The 22,935-nt window shown below is 35.9% G+C and carries 17 protein-coding genes; 13 read left to right on the forward strand and 4 right to left on the reverse strand.

Annotated elements, in window-relative coordinates; translation table 11 throughout:
* The first annotated feature begins 63 nt into the window (after nucleotides 1-63).
* The 8 genes from HM983_RS00305 (at nucleotide 64) to HM983_RS00340 (ending at nucleotide 12,752) form a co-directional block, all read left to right on the forward strand.
* Nucleotides 64-1,242 (forward strand): alpha/beta hydrolase, encoded by a 1,179-nt coding sequence (locus tag HM983_RS00305; RefSeq protein ID WP_179343241.1) that lies wholly within the window; start codon nucleotides 64-66, stop codon nucleotides 1,240-1,242.
* Nucleotides 1,229-1,381: a hypothetical protein gene (locus HM983_RS00310; RefSeq protein ID WP_179343242.1), complete on the forward strand. Its 153-nt coding sequence runs from the start codon at nucleotides 1,229-1,231 to the stop codon at nucleotides 1,379-1,381. Before HM983_RS00305 ends, HM983_RS00310 begins: the two co-directional genes overlap by 14 nt.
* 62 nt (nucleotides 1,382-1,443) lie before the next feature.
* Nucleotides 1,444-2,802, forward strand: coding sequence for a DNA repair protein RadA (gene radA, locus HM983_RS00315; protein ID WP_179343243.1), 1,359 nt, complete (start codon nucleotides 1,444-1,446; stop codon nucleotides 2,800-2,802).
* A gap of 374 nt (nucleotides 2,803-3,176) precedes the next feature.
* Nucleotides 3,177-7,430, forward strand: a complete 4,254-nt coding sequence (locus HM983_RS00320; protein ID WP_179343244.1) for a LamG-like jellyroll fold domain-containing protein — start codon at nucleotides 3,177-3,179, stop codon at nucleotides 7,428-7,430.
* A gap of 129 nt (nucleotides 7,431-7,559) precedes the next feature.
* Nucleotides 7,560-10,961, forward strand: a complete 3,402-nt coding sequence (ileS, locus tag HM983_RS00325) for an isoleucine--tRNA ligase (RefSeq protein ID WP_179343245.1) — start codon at nucleotides 7,560-7,562, stop codon at nucleotides 10,959-10,961.
* A 4-nt stretch (nucleotides 10,962-10,965) separates the two neighbouring features.
* Nucleotides 10,966-11,349 carry a TraR/DksA family transcriptional regulator gene (locus tag HM983_RS00330; protein ID WP_179343246.1) on the forward strand — a complete coding sequence of 128 codons (384 nt, stop codon included), beginning with the start codon at nucleotides 10,966-10,968 and terminating at the stop codon, nucleotides 11,347-11,349.
* Nucleotides 11,350-11,377: 28 nt separating this feature from the next.
* On the forward strand, nucleotides 11,378-12,058 hold the full coding sequence (locus tag HM983_RS00335) for a DUF4097 family beta strand repeat-containing protein (protein WP_179343247.1): 681 nt from the start codon (nucleotides 11,378-11,380) through the stop codon (nucleotides 12,056-12,058).
* A 28-nt stretch (nucleotides 12,059-12,086) separates the two neighbouring features.
* On the forward strand, nucleotides 12,087-12,752 hold the full coding sequence (locus tag HM983_RS00340) for a lipoprotein signal peptidase (protein WP_179343248.1): 666 nt from the start codon (nucleotides 12,087-12,089) through the stop codon (nucleotides 12,750-12,752).
* Here HM983_RS00340 and HM983_RS00345 read toward each other — a convergent pair.
* The 4 genes from HM983_RS00345 to HM983_RS00360 are packed head-to-tail and all read right to left on the reverse strand — an operon-like array spanning nucleotide 12,706 to nucleotide 15,539.
* Entirely contained in the window at nucleotides 12,706-13,269 is a 564-nt protein-coding gene (locus HM983_RS00345; protein ID WP_179343249.1) for a 5-formyltetrahydrofolate cyclo-ligase, read from the reverse strand. The two genes, HM983_RS00340 and HM983_RS00345, sit on opposite strands and share 47 nt — an antisense overlap.
* Nucleotides 13,256-14,236: a succinylglutamate desuccinylase/aspartoacylase family protein gene (locus tag HM983_RS00350; RefSeq protein ID WP_179343250.1), complete on the reverse strand. Its 981-nt coding sequence runs from the start codon at nucleotides 14,234-14,236 to the stop codon at nucleotides 13,256-13,258. The genes HM983_RS00345 and HM983_RS00350 overlap by 14 nt, the downstream gene beginning before the upstream one ends.
* A 2-nt stretch (nucleotides 14,237-14,238) precedes the next feature.
* The gene (rimK, locus tag HM983_RS00355) at nucleotides 14,239-15,114 is read right to left on the reverse strand and encodes a 30S ribosomal protein S6--L-glutamate ligase (RefSeq protein WP_179343251.1); all 876 of its coding nucleotides are present in this window, start codon (nucleotides 15,112-15,114) and stop codon (nucleotides 14,239-14,241) included.
* Entirely contained in the window at nucleotides 15,111-15,539 is a 429-nt protein-coding gene (locus tag HM983_RS00360) for an ATP-dependent zinc protease family protein (RefSeq protein ID WP_179343252.1), read from the reverse strand. Before HM983_RS00360 ends, rimK begins: the two co-directional genes overlap by 4 nt.
* 77 nt (nucleotides 15,540-15,616) lie before the next feature.
* Here HM983_RS00360 and uvrC point away from each other — a divergent pair, with 77 nt between their 5' ends.
* The 5 genes from uvrC to hppD all read left to right on the forward strand — a co-directional run bounded on the left by uvrC (nucleotide 15,617) and on the right by hppD (nucleotide 22,790).
* Complete coding sequence (gene uvrC / locus HM983_RS00365) at nucleotides 15,617-17,410, forward strand: excinuclease ABC subunit UvrC (RefSeq protein ID WP_179343253.1); 1,794 nt, start codon at nucleotides 15,617-15,619, stop codon at nucleotides 17,408-17,410.
* A 76-nt stretch (nucleotides 17,411-17,486) separates the two neighbouring features.
* Complete coding sequence (locus HM983_RS00370; RefSeq protein WP_179343254.1) at nucleotides 17,487-19,679, forward strand: patatin-like phospholipase family protein; 2,193 nt, start codon at nucleotides 17,487-17,489, stop codon at nucleotides 19,677-19,679.
* 355 nt (nucleotides 19,680-20,034) lie between these two features.
* Complete coding sequence (locus HM983_RS00375) at nucleotides 20,035-21,192, forward strand: homogentisate 1,2-dioxygenase (RefSeq protein ID WP_179343255.1); 1,158 nt, start codon at nucleotides 20,035-20,037, stop codon at nucleotides 21,190-21,192.
* Between the two features lie 253 nt (nucleotides 21,193-21,445).
* On the forward strand, nucleotides 21,446-21,553 hold the full coding sequence (locus tag HM983_RS15810) for a four helix bundle protein (protein ID WP_246277433.1): 108 nt from the start codon (nucleotides 21,446-21,448) through the stop codon (nucleotides 21,551-21,553).
* A gap of 76 nt (nucleotides 21,554-21,629) precedes the next feature.
* The gene (hppD, locus tag HM983_RS00385) at nucleotides 21,630-22,790 is read left to right on the forward strand and encodes a 4-hydroxyphenylpyruvate dioxygenase (RefSeq protein WP_179343256.1); all 1,161 of its coding nucleotides are present in this window, start codon (nucleotides 21,630-21,632) and stop codon (nucleotides 22,788-22,790) included.
* The last annotated feature ends 145 nt before the right edge of the window (nucleotides 22,791-22,935 follow it).

The following is a 22,935-nucleotide window of genomic DNA, read 5'->3' on the forward strand; positions in this document are numbered from 1 at the left end:
AAAAAATATGCAAATTAACGATAATATAAGTATGTTTGATATCCCAAATTAAACCTACTTATCATGAGAAAAACTATTCTTATAGTTTTAACTTACCTATTATGTTTGCCTTTACTTGCGCAGGTTTCTTATAAAGACCTCAACTCCGCTAAACTTAATACTACACGTCAGTTAAAAATAAAATTACCCAAAAATTACGACCCTTCATCAGAAGTTAAGTATCCGTTAATCATAGTGTTTGATGGCGATTATTTGTTTGAGCCAGTTGTGGGACAAGTCGATTTTCAAACTTATTTTGATGATATGCCAAGTTCTATAGTAGTGGGAGTTGTGCAGGGAGAAGAACGTTTTTACGATGGGTATTGCGATGAGGTAACGGGTCTGCCAACAGAATCAGGGTTAAGATTTCATGATTTTGTAGCGACTGAGCTCATTCCGTATTTAGACGACAAATATAACACCAGTAAATTCAGGGTTGCCGTAGGTCATGATGTTATGGGCAACTTTATCAATTCTTATTTGTTCAAGGAGCACCCGATTTTTCAGGCTTATGTGAGCATTAGTCCCGATTTGTCTGGTAATGTTCAAGATTATCTTGGAAAGCGATTAGAGGTTTTCGATAAAGATATTTTCTATTATATGGCAACCTCAGAAAACGATGTGATCAATATTAGGGATGCAGTATTAAAAGCAGATGCCCAAATTTCAACAGTTGAAAATAAAAATCTCACTTATTATTTTGATGATTTTAAAAACGAAACACATTACACCTTAGTAACGGGAGCCATTGCCAGATCTTTTGATAAAATTTTTGAATTGTATAAGCCATTGCGTGAAAAGGAATTAAAAGAAAAAGTATTGCCGTATGAAGGAACGTTAGACGAATATCTTACTGACAGATATAATAGAATTGAAGAACTATTCGGAATTAAAAAAGAAATTACAGAAGAAGAGTTTGAAAAAGTTGTTAAGATTGCTGAACAGAGAGAAGATCTAGAATCACTTGAAAAAATAGGGAAACTGGCCAAAAAACTAAAGCCTAATTCCCTATTGGGAATGTACTACCTGGCTCAATATTCTGAAAAAACAGGAAAGACCAAAAAAGCAAAAAAACTATACGAGTCTGCATTAGAGTTAGAAGATGCAACGCATATTACCAGAGATTTTATCTTCTCTAAAATTGAAGAATTAACCGTCGCAGATACAGACCAAAACGAGGAGGATACAGATGAAGACAACTAAAAGAAAAACCATATCAACTGACTATTTTTTCGAAGCCTTATATAAAAGAGCAAAAACTTTTTTGTTCTCCAATGTGCCATCAAAATTGGCAACGCTTAAAGTGTTAGCTATTATAGCTTGGATCAAAGACATCAACTAAAAATGTTTTAATTTAGCCATTTCAAAAATTAAATTATTTTCCCGGTTTTTTGGGAAGAATATATGGCTAAACTAAAAACTACCTTTTTCTGCCAAAATTGTGGCAGCCAATACGGCAAATGGCAGGGGCAATGTACCTCTTGCAAGGAGTGGAATACCATTACGGAAGAGGTCATCCAAAAACCTGAAAAAAGCGATTGGAAAACACCAACATCAGCATCAAAACGGGTTTCAAAACCGCTTCTTATTAATGAAATAGACACGTCACAAGAAGCACGACTTAATATGCGCGATGCAGAATTCAACCGTGTTTTGGGTGGAGGTATGGTTCATGGTTCCTTAACGCTTTTGGGTGGTGAACCAGGTATAGGGAAAAGTACATTATTACTTCAAATTGCACTTAATCTAAACTATAAAACGCTTTATGTTTCAGGTGAAGAAAGCCAGAAACAGATAAAAATGCGAGCTGAGCGCATTAGGCCTAATAGTAGCAATTGCTACATTCTTACGGAGACAAAGACACAAAACATTTTTAAACAGATTGAAGCTTTAGAGCCAGATATCGTGGTTATTGATTCCATTCAAACTTTACATAGCGATTACATAGAATCTTCTGCAGGAAGCATTTCCCAAATCAAAGAATGTACCACTGAACTAATCAAGTTTGCCAAAGAAACTTCCACTCCTGTTTTATTAATCGGTCATATTACAAAAGATGGCCATATCGCAGGACCTAAAATTTTGGAACATATGGTAGATACGGTTCTTCAGTTTGAGGGTGATCGCAATCATGTTTTCAGAATTTTACGCGCAAATAAAAATCGCTTCGGATCAACAAATGAACTCGGCATTTACGAGATGCAAGGTTCTGGGTTACGTGAAGTTTCAAACCCATCCGAAATCTTAATTTCAGAAAAAGATGGAGAACTTTCTGGTAATGCTGTGGCTGCAACTTTAGAAGGTTTGCGACCGTTAATGATTGAAGTACAGGCCTTGGTAAGTACAGCAGTTTACGGCACACCACAACGGTCTGCCACAGGTTTTAATGCCAAACGATTGAATATGCTATTGGCTGTTTTGGAAAAGCGCGCAGGATTTCGTTTGGGAGCAAAAGATGTCTTTTTAAACATTACAGGCGGTATCACAGTAGATGATCCAGCAATAGATTTAGCCGTTGTAGCTGCAATTCTTTCCTCAAACGAAGATGTGGCTTTACAAAGTGATTATTGTTTTGCTGCAGAGGTTGGTCTTTCAGGTGAAATTAGACCAGTGCAACGTGTAGAACAACGTATTTTGGAAGCGGAAAAATTAGGTTTTTCCACGATTTTTGTTTCAAAATTTAATAAGATTGCTTTAAAGAATACTGGTATTAAAATTCAACTTATTTCTAAGATTGAGGATTTGGTTGGATTTTTGGTTTAAGCCGATTAACGTTCCGTCCTCTTTGTAAAATTTACTGGTTTATTTTTCTGTCTTGCTTCGAATATTAAGGTGTGATTCTTAAACAGAACACTAGTCTACAATCTATTGTTAAGATAATCAGTAAGATAACCGGATTTGAGGCTGTTTTTAGTCTATGAAATCAACAATTAAATGTTCTTCGTCGGATATTTTTAGCACTTAATCTAAAAAAGAGAGGGTTTTATTAGTAAGTTCTTGTGTAAATAACTAATATTGTGGTATATATTTAAAAACCGCATAGAAGGTTTTAACGTAAATATATTCCCTCCTAGAATATTTCCATTGAATTAAAATTTTAGTACATAATTATAATCAGTTCCAAACTATTATGGCTTATGTATAAAAAATTACTTATTTATTTTGTGTTTTTTCTTGGTGGGATCTCCAATGCTCAGACAAATGCACCCAGTATTCAAAGTGGTGTTACGTTTCAGTGGAGTGATAACCAAACTAATCAAACACAACCGGCTACAATAGAAAGTGTCACCGTAGACGGTAGTGTTTACTTTAATTTTGGAGTTCCTTCTGCTTATGAAATGACACAATTAGGTCCAAACGGACATGGAACAAACAAAATTAGACTTAACGGAGCCAGGATTGAAAATACAAGCGCAAGTGCCACATGGAATGCTACAGCACTAGGCGCCTTTAGATCGTTAAATTTAAACTATTATTTTGAGGCTAATGGTAATGGTGATAACATTTGTGATGATTTTACAAGTGAAGAAACAACTGATGCTCAAAGGCAGACTTTGTTTTATGCAGATGGTATTAAGGCGACCTCAAGTGGTGTAATTGCCGTAACTGAGCGAAATGCTAATAACTGTTTACATATAGAATTATTTGGCTTTCTTGAAGATAGCACAGTGGAACAATCTTTGGGAGAAACATTTGTTAACCAAACTAATACACAATACGGTTTTGGTGGTACAGGAAGTGCGGGCGATTTGGGTACGCCAGGAGCAATAAGCCCTCCACCTCCAAATTCAGACTATTGGTTGAGCGACAGAGTTATTGAAAATAGAGGAACTATTGGGATTGCCCTATTTTATTTAGATGACATTGCTCCAGCGGGCTCTTTAATAACAAGAGCAACAATTACGTCAGCTACAGTAGATAATGGAGATGGCAAGATGTTTATACTTACCCTACCAGATCAAGATAAGGATGGTCTTAGTGATTTAGATGACCTCGATGATGATAATGATGGTATAAATGATCTTGATGAATCTAATAATATAGATCCTTCAGCTGATGATGATGTTGATGGAATACCAAATTATAAGGATCAGGATTTTTGTACTTTAAATGCTTTTGGTATATGCGATAATTTAGACTTTGACGGTGATGGAATAGCAAATCATTTTGATCTGGACAGTGATAACGATGGTATTACGGATGTGGTGGAATCTAATGGTATAGATTCAGATAGAGACGGAATCGCAGATGGTAAAATAGGACAAACAGCAACTACTTTTGGAATACCTTTCACCGCAGGATCCGGTAATGTACCAGTAAATACAGATGGGATTTCCCATGCCAACTTCTTAGACATCGATTCAGATAACGATGGAATTCCTGATAATGTAGAAGCACAAACTACATTAAACTATCTTGAGCCAAGTGGTGTTGGATCATTGATTGTTGATTTAAATGAAGATGGAATAGATGATGCTTATGGGACGCTCATTATCCCTGTGGATACAGATGGAGATGGAATATACGATTATATCGATTTAGATAGTGATAATGATGGCATTCCTGATATTGAAGAAAATGGAATGGTAAATTCCGTTTCTGGCAATGATACCGATGGTGATGGATTAGATAATAATTTTGAAGGAAGCAATATAAACGATTCTAATGATGTCAATGATGAAATAGATGATCCAAGTTCATCAATATTACCTGATTTCGATGGTGATTTAAGTTTTGGAGGGGATTTGGATTATCGCGATTTGTTGGATATAAATCCACCATTATCTGCAACTGTAGATTTTGATGGTATAGATGATTATCTCTCAGGACCGAGCCTTATTTCGGGCAAAGACCAAATAACATTAATGGCTTGGTTAAAAATAGACACTTCCAATTCTTCCAAGCCTATTTCCGTAATTGGTGGTGAAGGCATTGCAGGATTGTTATTTGTTCAAAATGGAAACACAGTTAGTTTTGGTATTACAACTTCAGCCGGAACACTCAATATCATTAATGGCGGCACAATTGATTATGACGAATGGCACCATATTACAGGGTCTTTTTCTAATCTTACAGGTGAACAATCGCTTTACGTAGATGGTCAATTGGTGGCTCAACACGTAAATGGAAGCAATGTGGGCGAAACACTTCGAGCTTCTAATCAATGGAATGGTCGCTTTGAAATAGGAAGATTTTCTAATGAACAAAACGAGAAGTATTATCTAAATGGCAGTATAGATGAAGTTCGGGTTTTTGATATAAAGTTGCTAGATTCTCAAATACAACAAATGATCTATCAAGAAATTGAAAATAATTCTGGCGTTATACAGGGGAAAATTTTACCAAAAGATATCGCGGATACTAAGTCTTCTACAAAGGTAGGCTGGAATAAGCTTCTTGCTTATTACCCAATGTCTGGTATTGTTAATTCTAAAACTTTTGACGAGTCAGGTAATGAGCGCACACTTAGATTGCATAATATTACCACAGTTCAAGAACAAACGGCACCAATGCCATATGTAACAATATCGGATGGAGCTTGGTCCAACGAAAATACATGGCAACATGGTCCGGTATGGGATATCACAGATATTACGACAAATAAAGATTGGAGTATTGTTAAAATAGATCATGACGTTTATACAAACAGTTCGCATAAACATTTAGGACTAATAATCGATTCAGACAAAACTTTAAATGTATTAGGGAATAATAAAATCGAAAATAGTTGGTACCTGGAGCTCAACGGTACTCTGGACCTTAAAAACGATTCTCAACTTATTCAATCAAGTAACAGTGATTTAGTAACCTCAGCAAATGGTAAAATTTTGAGGAGACAAGAAGGATCATCTAGTGCGTATTGGTACAATTACTGGGCTTCGCCTGTTGGTTCTTTGGGCATTGTCACATTGGATGATAATAATACATCATCTAATAATTCAAATAATTCTAACTTCAATCTCGGAATGTTAAAAGAGCCTAGCGGTAATGATTTTCCGTTTACTAGTGCGTATACCGGAAACGGAAATATAAGTACCTATTGGCTATATACTTTCATTAATGGCGTCAGTTATTTTGATTATGCGTCACTAGATCCAAGTACTCCACTTGGCCCAGGTATTGGTTATACCCAAAAAGGGACAGGTATATCTGGCAGTTCACAACAATATCTCTTTGAAGGGAAACCAAATAACGGAACCATTATTGTTCCAGTTATAGATGCTGGAGGCCCTGGTTCAGTGCCTGCTGAATCAAAAACGGACTTTTTACTCGGTAATCCATATCCCAGTGCCATTGATTTACATAAGTTTATTGATGATAATGCAGGTGTCATAGACGGCACGATTCAATTATGGCAACAGTGGAGCGGCTCATCTCATAATCTACATGAATATAACGGTGGTTATGCTCAGGTCAATAAAACAGGTGCCACACGTGCTTATCAGTTTGTTGGAATTGAAGGTGCGACCAACGGTAACCAAGACGGTACAAAAACACCAACAAGATATTTGCCAGTAGGTCAAGGTTTCATGACCGAAATAGTATCGAGTGGAGATATTGTATTCAATAACAGTCAACGTGTTTTCGTGAAAGAATCAGACGCAGATGGTGCTTATAATAATGGGTCTGTATTTTTTAGAAATGGTGAGAATTCAAGTAATGAGGCAAAAACAGATGATGCAGAAGATAATGATACAATGCAACGATTACGAATAGAATTCAATTCTGTTAATGGTCCTGAGACGAGACGCGAATTGTTACTCGGATTTAGTGAAAACACCACAGATGAATACGATTATGGGTATGATGCCAAAAACATAGAAGAGTACGATGACGATCTCAATCTTATTATGGGAGACGATCTCTCAACTATTCAGGCTTACGGTCCAATTGTTTTTGATAAGGTAGTATCTATGGCATTTAAGGCTTCTGGAAACTACAATTATACCATTCAGTTATCCGAGTCAGAAAATGTATCCGTAGATCAAAAAGTTTATTTGCACGATAATTTAACTGGTGAATACTTTGACCTGAGAAACGATCAGCCGTATGAGTTCTCCTCCGAAGCTGGTGAATTCTATAGTAGATTTGAGGTTGTTTTTCAGGATCAAAATGCAGAGACATTATCTACAATAGATCAAGAAATAAGCGAATTGAGTCTATACTACGCGTATAACAGAAACAAAATTGTTGTATTAAATCCGAAGAATATTGAGCTAAATAGTATAGATTTATATAACATTTTGGGTCAATCAGTTTACAGTAACCAGCGTGTTCACGAAGGATCGTACAACGAGTACACAACCCAAAACTTAGCCACTGGTACTTACATAGTTAAAATAACAGCCAAAAATAATGCGGTGCAAACCAAAAAAATTATTGTGAAATAATATACAAACAAAATATACGAAACGGTCATTTCAATATTGCTGAAATGGCCTTTCCGTTTTTCACTAGAACACAACACCTTATTTTATTAAAATTTCTTTAATTTTGCGCTCTTATAATACGAGACTACAATGAGCCAAAAGTTCCCTGAATATAAAGGACTTAACTTGCCAAAAGTTGCAGAGGAAATCAGTAACTATTGGGAAGCCAATGATATTTTCAAAAAAAGTGTAACGACACGCGAAGGTAAAGCGCCATATGTGTTTTTTGAAGGGCCGCCTTCTGCGAACGGTTTGCCTGGCGTACACCACGTTTTAGCACGTGCGATAAAAGATATTTTTCCACGCTATAAAACAATGAAAGGTTTTCAGGTAAAACGAAAAGCAGGTTGGGACACGCACGGTCTGCCAATAGAGCTGGGTGTAGAAAAAGAACTCGGGATAACCAAAGAGGATATTGGTACTAAAATTTCAGTTGAAGAATATAATGAAGCCTGTAAAAAAGCAGTGATGCGTTATACCGATATTTGGAATGATCTCACTCAAAAAATGGGTTATTGGGTAGATATGGAGAACCCATATATCACCTACAAGTCCAAATATATGGAGACCGTTTGGTGGTTGCTCAAAAAAATATATGACAAGGGGTTAATTTATAAAGGTTACACCATTCAGCCATATTCACCAAAAGCGGGAACAGGATTAAGTTCGCACGAGTTGAATCAACCAGGCACATATCAAGATGTAACAGATACGACTGTCGTTGCTCAGTTTAAAGCAAACGAAGAATCGCTACCGGATTTTCTTAAAAATGAAGGAGATATCTACTTCTTGGCATGGACAACGACACCTTGGACACTTCCTAGTAACACAGCGTTAACCGTAGGTCCTAAGATTGATTACGTTTTAGTAGAAACCTATAATCAATATACCTTTAAGCCAATGAATGTGGTTATAGCAAAATCATTGGTCTCAAAACAATTTGATGGTAAATACAAACAAGTTGAAACTAAGCCAGAACTTCTAGACTACAAAGAAGGAGATAAGAAAATTCCATTTCATGTTGTGAAAGAATTTGTAGGTAAGGATTTAGTAGGCATTACCTATGAACAGCTATTACCTTTTGCGCTTCCAAATGATAACCCTGAAAACGCATTTAGAGTCATTTCTGGAGACTTCGTAACAACTGAAGACGGTACAGGAATTGTACACACAGCACCAACTTTTGGTGCAGATGATGCATTGGTAGCAAAACAAGCATCACCTGAAATTCCACCACTTTTAGTCAAAGATGAAAATGGAAATTTAGTGCCATTGGTAGATTTACAAGGTAGGTTTAGGCCAGAAGTGGGAGAGTTGGCCGGTAAATATGTAAAAAATGAATATTACAATGACGGCGAAGCACCAGAAAAATCTGTTGATGTTGAGCTTGCCATAAAACTAAAAACAGAAAACAAGGCTTTTAAGGTCGAAAAATATAAACACAGCTACCCAAACTGCTGGCGAACGGATAAGCCAATTCTTTATTATCCATTAGATTCATGGTTCATTAAAATTACCGATGTCAAGGGCAGAATGCACGAACTAAACACAACCATCAACTGGAAACCAAAATCAACGGGAGAAGGTCGTTTTGGAAATTGGCTGGCAAATGCTAACGACTGGAATTTGTCGCGTTCCCGTTTTTGGGGAATTCCTTTGCCAATCTGGAGAACAGAAGATGGTAAAGAACAAATCTGTATTGGTTCTGTAAAAGAATTAAAAGCTGAAATGAAAAAGTCAGTCGAAGCGGGCTTAATGAAAGAAGATATTTTTTCAGATTTTGAGGTAGATAATATGTCTGAAGACAACTACGATACCATCGATTTACACAAAAATGTAGTCGATAAAATTATATTGGTTTCAGAATCAGGAAAACCAATGCATCGTGAAGCAGATTTGATTGATGTATGGTTCGATTCTGGCTCAATGCCCTATGCACAATGGCACTATCCGTTTGAAAACAAGGAAAAAGTAGAAGATACTTGGAGAAAAGCCGACTTTATTGCCGAAGGTGTAGACCAAACACGAGGATGGTTTTACACACTTCACGCCATTGCAACCATGATTTTTGATGATGTAGCATATAAAAATGTAGTGTCCAACGGATTGGTTCTGGATAAAAACGGGCAAAAAATGTCCAAACGTTTAGGCAATGCGACTGATCCTTTTGAAACGCTTTCAAAATATGGTGCAGATGCCACGCGTTGGTATATGATAAGCAATGCCAATCCTTGGGATAACTTAAAATTTGATATTGATGGCATTGCAGAGGTAAGTAGAAAATTCTTCGGGACGCTCTATAATACCTATTCATTCTTTACACTTTATACTAATATCGATGGTTTTAAATATGAAGAAAAAGACATTCCACTTAATGAAAGACCAGAAATAGACCGTTGGATTTTATCAGAATTGAACACATTGATTCAAAAAGTTGATGAATACTATGCGGATTATGAACCTACAAAAGCAGCAAGAGAAATTTCGAGTTTTACCCAAGATTATTTAAGTAATTGGTACGTGCGTTTAAGTAGGAGACGTTTCTGGAAAGGAGATTACCAAACTGATAAAATTTCGGCGTACCAAACACTTTACACATGTATGGTTACGATAGCAAAACTGGGAGCACCAATTGCACCGTTTTTCATGGATCGCTTGTACTTAGATTTGAATGCAGTTACTAAAAAAGAGAATTTTGAAAGTGTGCATTTGGCAGAGTTTCCAAGCGTTGATGAAAGCGCTATTGACAAAGTTTTGGAGCGCAAGATGGAAAACGCCCAAACAATATCCTCTCTTGTTTTATCGTTGAGAGCTAAAGAGAAAATAAAAGTGCGTCAACCGTTGCAAAAAATCATGATTCCTATTGATTCGAAACAACAGAAGGAAGAGATAGCAGCCGTTTCAGATTTGATTAAACACGAAGTAAATATCAAGGAAATTGAACTTTTAGAAGATGCTTCGGATATTTTAGTGAAACAAATCAAACCAAACTTTAAAACACTTGGTCCGCGATTTGGCAAGGATATGAAGTTGATTGCCAATGCAGTACGAGGATTTGGTGCTGAAGAAATCAAAAAAATTGAGGAAACAGGCAGTTTAGAGGTAGATATTAACGGAAAAAATGTTACTTTAGGAATTGAAGATGTGGAGATAACATCACAGGATATCGAAGGCTGGCTAGTAGCCAATCAAGGATCGTTAACCGTAGCTTTAGACGTTACTTTAACCGAAGATTTACGAAGAGAAGGTATTGCTCGAGAGCTCGTGAACCGTATTCAAAACCTACGTAAAGACTCTGGTTTTGAAGTAACGGACAGGATTGATGTGAAACTTCAAAATGAAACACAAGTCGCGGATGCTGTAACTGCAAATAAAGCTTACATTAAATCCGAAACTTTAACAGAGAATTTAGAATTATTAGATAACTTAGACAACGGTATAGACATCACTTTTGATAATGTAAGTACCAAATTGTTTATTCAAAAACATTAATGACATGGCAACTGAAACAACAAATAGATACTCGGATAAGGATTTAGCAGAATTCAAAAAAATTATCCAAGACAAAATAGACAAAGCCGAGCACGATTTAGAACTCATAAAAAGTGCTTATATGAACGATCATAATAATGGAACGGATGATACTTCGCCTACATTTAAGGCGTTCGAAGAGGGCAGCGAGACAATGAGTAAAGAAGCAAATTCAGCTTTGGCAATTAGACAGGAAAAATTTATCCGTGATTTGAAAAATGCCATGATCCGTATTGAAAACAAGACCTATGGTGTTTGTAGAGTAACAGGAAAGCTCATAAACAAAGATCGTTTAAAATTAGTGCCTCATGCTACGTTAAGTATTGAGGCGAAGAATATGCAGAAATAATATAAATTCCTATGGAAATAGGAATAGGATGATAAATAATAATATTTTTATCGGATTAACCAGACCTTTCAGGTTTTTAAAACCTGAAAGGTCTTTTTACTTATTAGTCTTTTTTCTAGGTTTTCAATTTATAACCCAAGCCCAGAACAAGTCTCATGAAACGATAAATGCTGACGGAATTTTCAATATTGAGATTAATGGTAATGACATTTTTAAGATCAAAATTGAGACTTCAGAATCGGAAAATATTGTAATTAAATCTCTTAACGATGGCGAATACCAAAACCACTATGCTATCAGTACCAAAATTATTTTGGGGCAATTAAACATTTCGCTCAACCAACTCCCATTTACTACAATTGCAGATGACAAACGAAACGCGCACAAGGTTGTGGCGGCATCACTCTCAGTAATAATACCAAAAGATTTAAATGTGTCAATTAGCAGCGACATCGCTTCGGTCGAGGCTATTGGAGATTTTAAGAATCTTGTTGTTGAACTTAAAAGCGGAAGTTGTAGCGTAGATGGCACAGCAGACTTTGGTACCATACATTCTTTTGATGGTGATATAATTATTAAGACGAGGAAGGCAGATATTAATGCTAAATCCAACAACGGGATTATCTCCATTGCACAATTTGATGTCGCCAATTCCTTCTGGAAATTACAGTCTATAAATGGAAACATAACCGTTACTAAACAAGATTAATCCCTTATTTTTGCCCAAACACCTATTTATGTCGCTTAAGAAAGCCATTATTTTAATTGTCATCATTTTGCTCATTGACCAGCTCAGCAAAATTTACATTAAAACCACTTTTATGCTCAATGAAGATATCTCTGTATTTTCATGTTTTAAAATTGCCTTTGTCGAAAATGATGGCATGGCTTGGGGCACTAAATTGAGTGACGTGTTTTCGTTCATTTCAGATAAGTCAGCCAAACTTATTCTAACGTTATTTAGGATAGTTGCAGTTTCTGGTATTGCCTATTGGTTGTACGATGTGACCAAAAAGCAAAAGTCTAACATTTTAATATTTGCTATCACTATCATATTTGCCGGTGCTTTGGGAAATATTCTGGATTCAGTTTTTTACGGTATATTATTTAGTGATAGTTACCATCAGGTCGCTACCTTTTTACCAGAAGATGGTGGTTATGCAGGCGTGTTTTATGGTAAGGTAGTGGACATGTTGCATTTTCCTATTTGGGATGGCATATTACCAGAGTGGTTGCCAATAATTGGTGGTAAATACTTCTCTTTTTTCAATCCTGTTTTTAATGTTGCAGATGTTGCCATTAGTACAGGTATTGGGATTTTAATCGTGTTTAACAAACGAGCTTTTAATGAGTCGACTAAAACTGATACACTTGATTTGGAGTCACACAATAATCTAGCATAATATCATTTTCTGAAACTTCAAATTGGTGTTGGTCAACTTCAAAAAAAGATAATCCAATTTTTAATGTTCCTGGCTTACAATTGGCTAAAAAACGATCGTAAAATCCTTTGCCATACCCGATTCTGTGACCTTTTTTATCAAAGGCTAAAAGCGGTACAAAAACCACATTGATTTGGGCAGGTTGAAATTCTATCCCATCAATAGGTTCGGGAATATTATATTTATTCTTCTTTATTTTTGTGTTATCCGTCAACAAATAATGAGACATGGTGCAATCAACGAAATTGCTTTTTGATATGATAATGTTTTTGTCCTTTCCAGAGAGAATATTCAAAATATAATCCGTGTTTATCTCTTTGTGTTCTTCAATTGTTAAAAAAATATGATAAAAGGATTTATCCCAAATCTCCAATTTTAAAAGTTGGTTGGCAATGGACAAGCTGTGATCTTCAATTTGTTGGTACGTTAAATCGCGCCTTAGTTCTTTGTATTTTTTACGTAATTCAGCTTTCTGCATCAGTTTCAACGTTTGTAGAAATATGAAAAATTGCGTCACCTTGATATATAATTGGTGATTCATTCACGTTAAAGATATATCCGTCGTTCGGAGCTTTAACAAAATGATTGAAACTTCCATAAGGATCTGTAATATGGCCTAAAATGGCACCTTTCTTAACTTCAGAATTTATAGAAACCGTAGATTTGAACATGCCAGAAAACTTAGCACGAATCCATTTACTTTCAGAGACATAAATACAAGATTTTTTTGGTTGTGATACTTTAAATTTAGAGCCTAACATTTGTAAATGGTTAAGTATTCTTTTGGCTCCGTTAACTCCAGTATTGGTAATATTAGAATCTATGTGAAAGGACTTACCGCCTTCAAATAAAAGAATGGGAATATTTAGTTTGTAACATGTATTTCTAAAAGACTTATTCAGATTTTTTGAATAATATATAAAGGGAGCTCCAAATATTTCGGCTAGTTCTTTCAATTTAGGGTCATTTTCTACAATCCTAACTTGCGCGGCATTAAATCGCCCAGAGCCACCAGTATGGAAATCCAATACCAAATCAGCATGTGGCAATACTTCGGTCACCAATTTAAAGGCCACTCTACTTGCCAAAGAGCCTCCTTGTATACCAGGGAAAACACGATTAAGATCTCGGCCATCAGGAAATTCACGATCCATGTGTATAAACCCAAAAACATTAATGACCGGAAGACAAATAATGGTACCTTTTTTTGGCTTGTTGATGCCTTTGGCAATAATCTGCCTCACAATTTCCACACCATTGACTTCATCACCATGGATCCCAGCTGTTATAAGTACCGTTGGACCAGGTTTTTTAGAGCGTTCTATAATTATTGGTACTTGAATAGAGTTTTGGGTATGCAATTTTGCCACTTCAAAATTTACGATGGCACTCTTTCCAAGAGGAACGGATTCGCCCAAAATTTCTAAGATCTTTTTATCACTCATATTTACATTCTGTTTCGCTCAATAAAGGTAATAATAGCTCGTGCAATATTTTTACCTGTAGCGTTTTCGATACCTTCCAAGCCAGGTGTAGAATTGACTTCGAGTAATAAAGGACCGCGAGCAGATTGCAACATATCCACACCGCATACTGGTAATTTTAAAGCTCGTGAAGCCTTCATTGCCAATTTTAGTTCATCAGCATCGAGTTTAATGATATTGGCAGATCCACCTCTATGTAAGTTCGATCTAAATTCTCCATCTTTTCCTTGGCGCTTCATCGCACCAACAACTTGCCCATCCACAACTAAAGCACGTAAATCAGCTCCTTTTGCTTCTTTAATATACTCTTGCACAATGACTCTTGCTTGTAGGCCATTAAACGCTTCTAAAACGGATTCGGCTGCGTTTTTTGTTTCGGCCAGAACCACACCAAGACCTTGTGTGCCTTCCAACAATTTAATAATAACGGGTGTACCACCTACCGATTTTATAACTTCTTCCACATCTCTGGAGTAATTGGTAAAAACAGTTTTCGGCATTCCAATTCCAGCTTTACACAAACGCTGAAGACTTCGCAGTTTGTCGCGAGAACGGATGATAGCGTCAGAAGGTGCAATTGTAAAAACACCCATCTCCTCAAATTGACGTACAACGGCACAGCCGTAAAACGTAACCGAGGCACCAATTCTCGGGATAACAGCATCAACATAATCCAAGTAACGATCCCTATAATAGATGGTTGGTTTTTCTTTTTCAATTATAATTTCGCATTTGAGCGGATCTATAATTTCTACGTCGTGATTACGAATTTTAGCTTCTTCAACGAGGCGTTGGGTGGAATATAAATGTGGATTCCTAGATAATATAACTATATTCATAGTATGTTTTTGGTTTTATGGGATTGATTTTCAACATCAACGTCAACAATAAATTTTTTACTAAGAAATTGACGGCCTATCAGCACAGGAAATCGCATATCATCCCTTGTGCTTAAAGTTAAGTTGATTTTATAGGTTTTGCCAAAGAATATAACATCGGTTTTAATTTTGTATCGATTTTCCTTGTGGCCGTTGCTGCTTTTTACATCGGTATAGGTGTAGTTTTCAAAAATTATATCCTCACTTTTAAAGTTTGGATGTCCTTTACTTTCAAATGTACAGCGCAGTTTTCCATCTTCTTCTGAAATTTTAGAACAATGAATAGCTGAGGTGTATGCACCTGTGTCAATCTTTACATCAATCTCGAATAAATTAAGTCTTGGGAAGTCGATTTTATCTACGCGACCCAGTATTTTTTTTGTCATAAATTATTTTTAATAAAAAGGCCGAAAGGTAACAATAAAGTCAGTTGAAAATACAAGGATTTACTACCTTTGGTTAAATGCCAGAAACTACCTTAGAAATACAAATTAAGACGCTACCTCACCAACCTGGTGTGTATCAATATTTTGATACCAACGAGCGTTTAATCTACGTAGGCAAGGCCAAAGATATAAAAAAACGCGTCAGTAGTTATTTTACAAAACACCATGATTATGGGAAAACTCGGGTATTGGTAAAAAATATTGCCAGTATAAAGCATATTGTGGTCGAAACAGAAAATGACGCTCTGCTTCTTGAGAACAATCTTATTAAAAAATACCAGCCAAAATACAATGTACTGTTAAAGGATGACAAATCCTATCCATGGATTTGTATTAAAAATGAGCGTTTTCCAAGAATATTCCCCACACGTCGCGTCATTAAGGATGGCTCAGAGTATTTTGGGCCGTATACCCGAATGAAAACGGTTAAAACACTGTTGGGATTAATTAAAGGATTATACCAATTAAGAACTTGTAATTACGATTTGGCAGAGGAAAAAATCGAAGCTGGCAAATACAAAGTCTGTCTCGAATACCATTTGGGTAATTGCAAGGGTCCTTGTGAGGGTTTGGAATCTGAGGAGGAGTATCATTCCAACATTGCAGCAATTAGGGAAATTTTAAAAGGAAATTTTAAGGACTCGTTACAGCAATTTAAAATGCAGATGAAGAGTTATGCAGAAAACATGCAGTTTGAAGATGCTCAAAGAATAAAGGATAAGCTAGAAATTCTTGAAAATTACCAATCCAAATCAACCGTAGTTAATCCTAAAATAAGCAACGTAGATGTATTTTCGATTGTGAGTGATGAAACCTATGCTTATGTCAATTTTTTACAGTTAAGCTATGGTTCTATTATCCGCTCGCACACTTTAGAATTAAAGAAAAAACTCCAAGAATCCGACGAAGAACTACTGGAACTGGCAATAACGGAAATTAGGCAACGTTTCAATTCAAATTCTAAGGAAATTTACGTGCCTTTCAAGGTAGATTTGGGTGAAGAAATAAAAGTGACTGTTCCCAAACTTGGTGATAAGAAAAAGATATTAGATCTGTCTGAGCGTAATGCCAAATATTACCGAATGGACAAAATAAAACAGATAAAGATTGTAGATCCAGATAGACACACAAAGCGCATAATGGCACAAATGAAAGCCGATTTGCGTCTCTCGGAAGAACCTCGACATATAGAATGTTTTGACAACAGTAACATACAAGGCACCAATCCTGTTGCTGCGTGTGTAGTATTTAAAAATGGGAAACCAAGCAAAAAAGATTACCGACATTTTAATATAAAAACGGTTGAAGGTCCAGACGATTTTGCCTCGATGGAAGAAGTGGTTTACAGACGTTATAAAAGATTGCTGGAAGAGGATGAACCATTGCCACAACTAATAATTATCGATGGAGGTAAAGGCCAGTTGTCGTCTGCCTTAAAAAGTTTGGATATTTTAGGTCTGCGCGGAAAAATCGCAATTATTGGTATTGCAAAACGTTTAGAGGAATTATTCTATCCAGATGATCCAATTCCACTATATTTAGATAAAAAAAGCGAAACGTTAAAAATCATTCAACAATTAAGAAACGAAGCCCATCGTTTTGGTATAGAACATCATAGAAATCGACGAAGCAAAGGGGCACTTAAAACGGAGTTGGAAAATATAAAGGGTGTTGGTGAACAAACCATAATCGATTTAATGAAGGCATTTAAGAGCACCAAGCGTATTGCCAATGCAAAATTAGACGAACTTGAAGCGGTAGTTGGAATTTCGAGAGCAAATAAAATATATAATTATTATCACGAAGAATAGGTTGAAAATAACATTCACATATCATTCAAAAAAAGGGATTCAGTATCTCATTTTAGTGTTGTTGATTTGTTTTAGCATGAGTAGCATAAATCTATACGCTCAAGACAATCAAGATCCTAAAATTGGTTTAGTTCTCAGTGGTGGAGGAGCCAAAGGTTTTGCTCATATAGGTGCGTTAAAGGTCATAGATAGTCTTGGTATAAAAATAGATTATATATCTGGCACAAGTATGGGAGCAATAATAGGATCGTTGTATGCCACAGGATATTCAGGCAAACAATTGGAAGAAATGTTCAACAGCCAAGATTTTGATGCCTTAATTAATGACAGATTTCCAAGAGCCTCAAAACCGTTTTATGAACGAGAGAATACAGAAAAATATGCAGTAAGCTTACCGTTTGATAATTTTGAAATCAATCTACCTTCCGCATTATCAAGAGGTCAGAACGTTTATAATCTATTGTATCAATTGATGCTTCCTGTAAACGACATCAGTGATTTTGACCAATTACCAATACCATTTTTTTGTGTGTCTACAAATATAGAAACCGGAGAATCGATAATTATGGACCATGGTAGTTTGCCACTTGCAGTTGCCGCAAGCGGAGCATTACCTTCTTTGTTTCAACCTGTTATAATTGGCGATAAGATTTTAATAGATGGAGGTGTTACCAACAATTTTCCTGTTGAAGAACTTAGAGCAAAAGGAATGGATATTATAATTGGTGTGGATGTCCAGGATGCTCTAAAGGATAGAGAAGCATTGAAGTCGGCACCGGAAATTTTATTGCAGATCAATAATTTTAGAACTATTAATGCAATGAAAAACAAGGCTGCTTTAACAGATGTTTACATTAAACCAGATATCGAAGAATTTTCAGTTGTCTCTTTTAGTGAAGGTGAGGATATTATTGCCAATGGAGAAGCTGCCGCCAGAAAAAATCTCAACGCATTATTAAATATAAAAAACAAGCAAACCCATAATTATGAGCGAGAAGACCTAAATATTTTAGATAGCTTAAGAATTAATTCTGTAGATATAGAGGGGAATGAGCGTTACACCAGATCTTATATCATAGGAAAACTGAAGTTTAAGAGTAACAGAAAAATTAGCTACGAGGGTTTTAGAAGAGGTATAAATAACCTTATAGCTACAAATAATTTTGACACATTTCGTTATCGTTTAGAGCCGACTGAGGATGGTTCTGGTTTTAATCTAAAAGGGGCTGTTAAAGAATCTGAAACGACAACTTTTTTAAAATTGGGACTTCACTACGATGATTTATACAAGAGTGCATTACTGGCTAACCTCACGAAGAAACGCTTATTGTTTGACAACGATGTCGCTTCATTGGATATTATTTTAGGAGACAATTCAAGATATAATTTTAATTATTTTATAGATAAAGGTTATTACATTAGTATTGGGTGGAAATCACGTTTTAACCAATTCAACAAAAATGTGAATCCACTATTGGCCTTGGAGTCTGGATCGCCACTTCTGGAAGATATCAATAAAATAGATGCTCAGGTTTCGGATTTCACAAACCAGATTTACCTTCAGACTATATTTAGACAAGATTTTGCGTTACGTGCGGGAGCAGAACACAAAAGATTAAAAATCATCTCCGAGACCTTGTTTGACGAAGATCAGGAAGGAGAAGTCACCTTTGAAAATACGGACTACTTTAGCATATTCGGTAACTTAAAGTTTGATGATTACAGTGATGCGTACTTTCCTAAAAGTGGATTTTATTTTAACGGTACGTTTCATTTATACTTAAACGCATCAAGCTTTAATGAAGACTTTGATGAATTTTCTATAGCCAAGGCAGATATTGGATATGCTTTTGGATTAAGCGACAAGCTAACTCTAAAATCAGAAACGAGCGGTGGCTTTAAAATTGGTGACAAATCTACCAACACATTGGGTTTTGGTATAGGAGGCTATGGTGCCAATTTTATCAATAACTTTTATTCGTTTTATGGTTATGATTATTTAGAACTCTCAGGAGATAGCTTCGTAAAAGCAACCTTTACCCTAGATTATGAGTTATTCAACAATCATCATATTTTACTTGCGGCCAATTATGCTAATATTGACGATGGTCTTTTTGAAACCGGTCAGTTTTTTTCGTCCCCGAATTTTAGCGGTTATGCTTTGGGATATTCTTTAGAAACATTTTTGGGCCCACTCGAAGCTAAGTATACTTATTCGCCGGAAACAGGTAATAGTTATTGGTTTTTTAATTTAGGCTTTTGGTTTTGACAAAGTGCAAAATTTTGACCTTTGTTTTGATGTCACATGATTACCTAAATAATTTCTCTATCTCTAATACTTGATTAATTAGGTTGTAAATTACGTGTGAAAAGCGTCAAGGTTTTAATATTTCAAAAATAATTTTCATCTTTGTGTTAACATGAAACCATTCTGGCCAAATATTAAACTTCACTTGCATTTCCTTATCATTAGGAATCCAGAATAACATGTATGTCATGCTGAACTCTTGTACTGTGCGCAGTCGAAGTATGATTCAGTATCTCATCAAATTTCGTATCTTTAAGAACAGTTTGCTTTATACCTTTAGTCGTATAGACAAATAACCTTTTAAACACATTAAAGAATGCCATTCTATCATAAATTAGGGAAAATTCCGCATAAGCGGCACACGCAATTCAAAAAACCGGACGGTAGCTTTTATTACGAACAGTTGTTCGGCACCATAGGTTTTGACGGTATGAGTACCAACAGTTACCACGAACAGCGACCAACTCAGGTTAAGGAAATTAAAAAACAATACAGCGTAGCGCCAAAGATTGCTAAAGAAAACAATATGCAATCTTATCGATTTAAAGGCTTTCAGGTTAAGCCAGAAAACGACTATTTAGACAGCCGTAAAACGATACTTACCAATAACGATTGCAGTATCATTCTGGCTGCGCCAAAACAATCTACCAAGGATTATTTTTATAAAAATACCGATGCAGATGAATTGATTTTTGTCCATAAGGGCACAGGAAAACTAAGAACACATTTAGGCAATCTCGACTTTAAATACGGTGATTATCTCGTTGTGCCGAGAGGTATCATTTATAAAATGGATTTTGACACTGACGACAATAGATTGTTTATTGTTGAAAGTAGAAGACCAATCTACACGCCAAAACGCTATCGTAATTGGTTTGGGCAATTGTTGGAACATTCGCCATTCTGCGAGCGTGATTTAAGACAACCTTACGAATTGGAAACCAATAATGAGTCGGGAGAATTTCTAATCAAAATAAAAAAGCAGGATGATATTTTCGATATGGTCTATGCCTCGCATCCTTTTGATGTGGTGGGTTACGACGGATATAATTATCCGTATGCATTTTCAATCCATGATTTTGAACCGATTACAGGGCGCATTCATCAACCACCACCAGTGCACCAAACCTTTGAAACAGATGCATTTGTAGTTTGTAGCTTTGTACCACGATTGTACGATTATCATCCTAAAAGCGTACCTGCACCATATAATCATAGTAACATTGATAGCGATGAAGTTTTGTATTATGTCGATGGTGATTTTATGAGCCGAAATGATATTGAAAAGGGGCACATATCATTGCATCCAGCAGGCATTCCGCACGGACCACATCCAGGAGCAATGGAACGCAGTATTGGTAAAGTGAAAACAGACGAGTTGGCCGTAATGGTAGATACATTTAAACCATTAAAAGTAACCGAAGAGGCTTTGAAGATTGCCAGTGGTGATTATTACAGGTCTTGGTTAGAGTAAAAACGAAAATAGAATCAAGAATAGAGAAAAGAGAATTTGAATAATAGAAAAGGACAAAACTATAAAAATCTCAAAATTTAGAATTTGGGAATTGAAATTGTAGATGACGATTTTAGCGTTACTAACGGTTTCTAAATGAAGAGAAGTTTGGGATGGTTTCACAAATTAAAAGATGTTTGTTTCAATTCCAAGTTATATAGCTTAAGGTTCCTCTAGAACAGAAAAGTCATTCTCTCATTTTATTGATATAGCATTGGGTTCATCATTTGAACTTGAAACACAATTAATCATAGCAAATAAAAGACAGTACATTTTAGTTAATAAATTAAAAACATTAGAAAGTAAAATAGCTGAGTTTTAAAAGATGACCATGGGTTTCCAGAATAAACTTTAATCGTCTTTTCTCTCTATTCTAACTTCTTAATTCAATAAAAGATATGAGCAAAGAAATAAAATCAGTAGACTATGGTCTAGAAAAAATTTTTGAAGGAGCGCAGGACTTTCTTCCGCTTCTAGGAACAGATTACGTAGAGTTTTATGTAGGTAATGCCAAACAAGCCGCACATTTCTATAAAACCGCCTTCGGTTTTCAGTCCTTTGCATACAGAGGATTAGAAACAGGCTCAAAGGACTCGGTGAGTTATGTGCTAAAACAGGATAAAATTCGCTTAGTGCTTACCACACCACTTAATAGTAAATCCAAAATAAACGACCATATCGTAAAACATGGAGACGGAGTTAAGGTTGTGGCACTTTGGGTAGATGACGCGCGTAAATCTTATGAAGAAACTACCAAGCGTGGTGCAAAATCCTATATGGAACCAAAGGTTGAAACCGATGAACATGGTGAAGTCGTAAGAGCAGGAATTTACACTTACGGTGAAACTGTGCACATGTTTGTAGAACGTAAAAACTACAACGGAAAATTTATGCCTGGGTTTGTAGAATGGAAAAGCGATTACAATCCAGAACCTGTTGGCTTAAAGTATATTGATCATATGGTTGGCAATGTAGGTTGGGGAGAAATGAACACTTGGGTAAAATGGTACGAAGACGTAATGGGATTTGTGAATTTTTTGTCGTTCGACGATAAACAAATCCATACTGAATATTCAGCATTGATGAGCAAGGTAATGAGTAACGGCAATGGCAGAATAAAATTCCCGATTAACGAACCTGCTGAAGGCAAAAAACGGTCTCAAATTGAAGAATATCTCGATTTTTACGAAGGATCAGGTGTTCAGCATATTGCAGTGGCAACTGATGATATTGTGACTACCGTAGCTCAGTTAAAATCCAGAGGAGTAGAATTCTTATCTACACCACCACAAGAATACTATACAGCTGTGCCAGGAAGATTAGAAGAATTTAGTCATGAGCTGAGAGAAGATATCGAAACTTTAAAAGGATTAGGTATTATGATTGATGCAGATGAAGAAGGTTATTTGCTTCAAATATTCACAAAACCTGTAGAAGATAGACCTACACTTTTCTTTGAAATAATTCAACGTATGGGAGCTCGAGGTTTCGGTGCAGGAAATTTTAAAGCTCTGTTTGAATCCATTGAACGCGAACAAGCTAAAAGGGGAACTTTATAAATTAAAAATGCGCGTTTAACTCCCTGTAGCTAAACGCGCTTAAAAAAACCAACTCAAATAATTCTAATTCTAACATGTCAAACTTGTTGGATTAAATTTTAACACGTTCTATTTATGCATCGCATAAGTTTAAAAATGTGAGCAT

Source organism: Winogradskyella ursingii (assembly GCF_013403975.1).
GTDB classification, from domain to species: domain Bacteria; phylum Bacteroidota; class Bacteroidia; order Flavobacteriales; family Flavobacteriaceae; genus Winogradskyella; species Winogradskyella ursingii.